The organism is Ruegeria sp. AL1, from assembly GCF_056540905.1.
In genome coordinates this window covers 2,501-6,220 of the sequence record NZ_JBQFXP010000027.1, presented here as the reverse complement: position 1 = coordinate 6,220, position 3,720 = coordinate 2,501, and the positions used below count along the sequence as shown (strand labels likewise).

1 tRNA gene and 2 rRNA genes are annotated in these 3,720 nt (G+C 53.1%); all 3 read right to left on the bottom strand.

The features are described from left to right. Positions 1-211: 211 nt before the first annotated feature. The 3 genes from ACRZ9X_RS22260 to ACRZ9X_RS22250 all read right to left on the bottom strand — a co-directional run bounded on the left by ACRZ9X_RS22260 (position 212) and on the right by ACRZ9X_RS22250 (position 3,564). A tRNA-Met gene (locus tag ACRZ9X_RS22260) sits at positions 212-288 on the bottom strand. A gap of 50 nt (positions 289-338) precedes the next feature. Beyond that, positions 339-453 (bottom strand): 5S ribosomal RNA (gene rrf / locus ACRZ9X_RS22255). A 281-nt stretch (positions 454-734) separates the two neighbouring features. Next, positions 735-3,564, bottom strand: a 23S ribosomal RNA gene (locus tag ACRZ9X_RS22250). Between the last annotated feature and the right edge of the window lie 156 nt (positions 3,565-3,720).

Sequence of the window (3,720 nt, the reverse complement as noted above, 5' to 3'; positions counted from 1 at the left end):
CTTCAGGTTATGAGCCTGACGAGGTTTGATCGTTAAGCAAACAGTCCGGTGGACTGTTTGTGGATCGAACGGGCTGTTTGGATTTTGGTTGCGGGGAGAGGCTTTGCACCTCTGACCTTCAGGTTATGAGCCTGACGAGGTGAAGACGTTAAGCAATTGATCCAGCGGATCAATTGTAGTCTGAACGGGCTGTGTTGGGGTTTTCTGACGCTGGTTGCGGGAGCAGGATTTGAACCTGCGACCTTCAGGTTATGAGCCTGACGAGCTACCGGGCTGCTCCATCCCGCGTCAGAGTCAGATTTGTTTCATCGTTTGAGAGAATGTTGGGCTTTTACTAGGTTTGGCGGTGACCTACTCTCCCGGGGCTTAAGCCCAAGTACCATTGGCGCGGCAGTGCTTAACTTCCGGGTTCGGGATGGGACCGGGTGTTTCACTTGCGCTATGACCACCAAACCGAGGAAAAGCCCCCGTCGCGACTTTTGCGGAGCAAAAGCGCGACGCGCGGGAGGCAGCGTCTTTTGTTTACAAAAGGCGCGTTCCCGCACGGTTATAGTATCAACCAACAACGTCGCTGTTTGCGCAGCAAAAGCGACGAGCGGGAGGCAGCGTATTCGTTTACGAATGCGCGTTCCCGCGTTTTAGTCATCCATTGTCAAGGTCAGTGTATGCTTTCGGCTTTTTGATTTCGCCTACCGTCTCTCCTTGAGGCGGTGGGTGTCTTTCCATTACTGGATCAAATCAAGCCTATCGGGCGATTAGTACCGGTCAACTGAACGCATTACTGCGCTTACATCTCCGGCCTATTGACGTGGTGGTCTTCCACGGCCCTCAGGGAGACCTTGTTTTGAGGGGGGCTTCCCGCTTAGATGCCTTCAGCGGTTATCCTGTCCGATCATAGCTACCCAGCACTGCCGTTGGCACGACAACTGGTCCACCAGTGGATCGTTCACCCCGGTCCTCTCGTACTAGGGGCAACTCCTCTCAAGTCTCCTACACCCACGGCAGATAGGGACCGAACTGTCTCACGACGTTCTAAACCCAGCTCACGTACCTCTTTAAACGGCGAACAGCCGTACCCTTGGGACCTGCTCCAGCCCCAGGATGAGATGAGCCGACATCGAGGTGCCAAACACTGCCGTCGATATGGACTCTTGGGCAGTATCAGCCTGTTATCCCCGGCGTACCTTTTATCCGTTGAGCGATGGCCCTTCCACTCGGGACCACCGGATCACTATGGCCGTCTTTCGACTCTGCTCGACTTGTCAGTCTTGCAGTCAGGCTGGCTTCTGCCATTGCACTCAACGAGCGATTTCCGACCGCTCTGAGCCAACCTTCGCGCGCCTCCGTTACGCTTTAGGAGGCGACCGCCCCAGTCAAACTACCCGCCACGCAGGGTCCCGGATCCGGATAACGGACCGCGGTTAGACATCAAGAGTGCGAAGGGTGGTATCTCAAGGGAGGCTCCACGGATACTTGCGTTTCCGCTTCAAAGCCTACCACCTATCCTGCACATCACAATCCTGATGCCAGTGCGAAGCTGTAGTAAAGGTGCACGGGGTCTTTCCGTCTAACCGCGGGAAGCCTGCATCTTGACAGGCAATTCAATTTCGCTGAGTCGATGTTGGAGACAGCGGGGAAGTCGTTACGCCATTCGTGCAGGTCGGAACTTACCCGACAAGGAATTTCGCTACCTTAGGACCGTTATAGTTACGGCCGCCGTTTACCTGGGCTTCAATTCAAGGCTCTCACCTCTCCTTTTAACCTTCAGGCACCGGGCAGGCGTCAGACCCTATACGTCGTCTTGCGACTTCGCAGAGCCCTGTGTTTTTAATAAACAGTCGCCACCCCCTGGTTTGTGCCCCCAGCCCCTAGTTGCCTAGGAACCGGGCCTCCTTCTCGCGAACTTACGGAGGTATTTTGCCGAGTTCCTTCAACATCGTTCTCTCAAGCGCCTTGGTATGCTCTACCAGTCCACCTGTGTCGGTTTAGGGTACGGTCTGATGGAGGGCTATTTCCAGGAACCACTCAGCAGCCCAATCAATCCGATAAGATTGAACTACACCTGTGATCCGTCACATCCTCCTGGCCTAGGAATATTAACCTAGTTCCCATCGCCTACGCCTTTCGGCCTCGGCTTAGGGGCCGGCTTACCCTGCTCAGATTAGCTTTAAGCAGGAACCCTTGGACTTTCGGCGAGAGTGTCTCTCACACTCTTTGTCGCTACTCATGTCATCATTCTCACTAGTGATCTCTCCACCGGATGGCTCACGCCCCGGCTTCATCGAAAGGTTCATATCCTCCAAGGTCGTCCGAAGACGACTAAAGAGGATGGAACCTATGTCACACTACGCTCTGCTACCGATGCTTACGCATCCCTAGACTTCGGCTCATGGCTTGAGCCCCGTTACATCTTCGCCGCAGGACAACTTATTTAGACCAGTGAGCTGTTACGCTATCTTTAAAGGATGGCTGCTTCTAAGCCAACCTCCTGGTTGTTTTGGTCGTCCCACCTGCTTTCCCACTTAGCCATGAATTGGGGGCCTTAGTCGTAGGTCAGGGTTGTTTCCCTCTCCACTACGGACGTTAGCATCCGCAGTGTGTCTGCCATCTAGTACTCCCGGGTATTCGGAGTTTGGTTAGGATCAGTAAGCCTGTGGGGCCCCATTACCCATCCAGTGCTCTACCCCCCGGGGTATTCGGATGACGCTCTACCTAAATAGATTTCGCAGAGAACCAGCTATCTCCGAGTTTGATTGGCCTTTCACCCCTAGGCACAGCTCATCCCGATCCTTTTCAACGGATGTGGGTTCGGTCCTCCAGTAAGTGTTACCTTACCTTCAACCTGGCCATGCCTAGATCACTCGGTTTCGGGTCTGATCCCACGAACTCATACGCCCTATTAAGACTCGCTTTCGCTACGCCTACACCTAACGGCTTAAGCTTGCTCGTGAGACCAAGTCGATGACCCATTATACAAAAGGTACGCCGTCAGCTCGCAAGGAGCCTCCGACTGATTGTAGGCGTTCGGTTTCAGGTACTGTTTCACTCCCCTCGTCGGGGTGCTTTTCACCTTTCCCTCACGGTACTGGTTCGCTATCGGTCAGCAAGGAGTACTTAGCCTTCGAAGGTGGTCCTCCGATCTTCAGACAGAATTTCACGTGTTCCGCCCTACTTAATACGTCCATCAAAGCTTCCTATACGGGGCTGTCACCCGCTATGGCCACGCTTCCCAACGTGTTCTAGTCACTTATCCGGCTCGGCTGGTCCCCGTTCGCTCGCCGCTACTAGGGGAGTATCAATTGATTTCCTTTCCTCCGGGTACTTAGATGTTTCAGTTCCCCGGGTTTGCTCTTAAAACCCTATGTATTCAGGTCTTAAGTACCTGTTTAAGCAACATATTGATTATCAAGGATAACAATATGAAGCTTTCAGGTGGGTTGCCCCATTCAGAAATCCATGGATCAAAGCTTATTCTCAGCTCCCCATGGCTTATCGCAGAGTATCACGTCTTTCATCGCCTCTTGCTGCCAAGGCATTCACCAAACGCCCTTCTCGCGCTTGATTTGATCCAGAAAAAGAAAGACACACGATAGTTGTGCTACCGCCTATTCGGCTACTTGAGCACGATGTCTGCTACGAACTTCGTTCTTCGCAGACTATGTATCAATCGAGACCGCCCAGCTGGTAACTAAAGGCAGTCATTCTTCTGAACCAAAAACA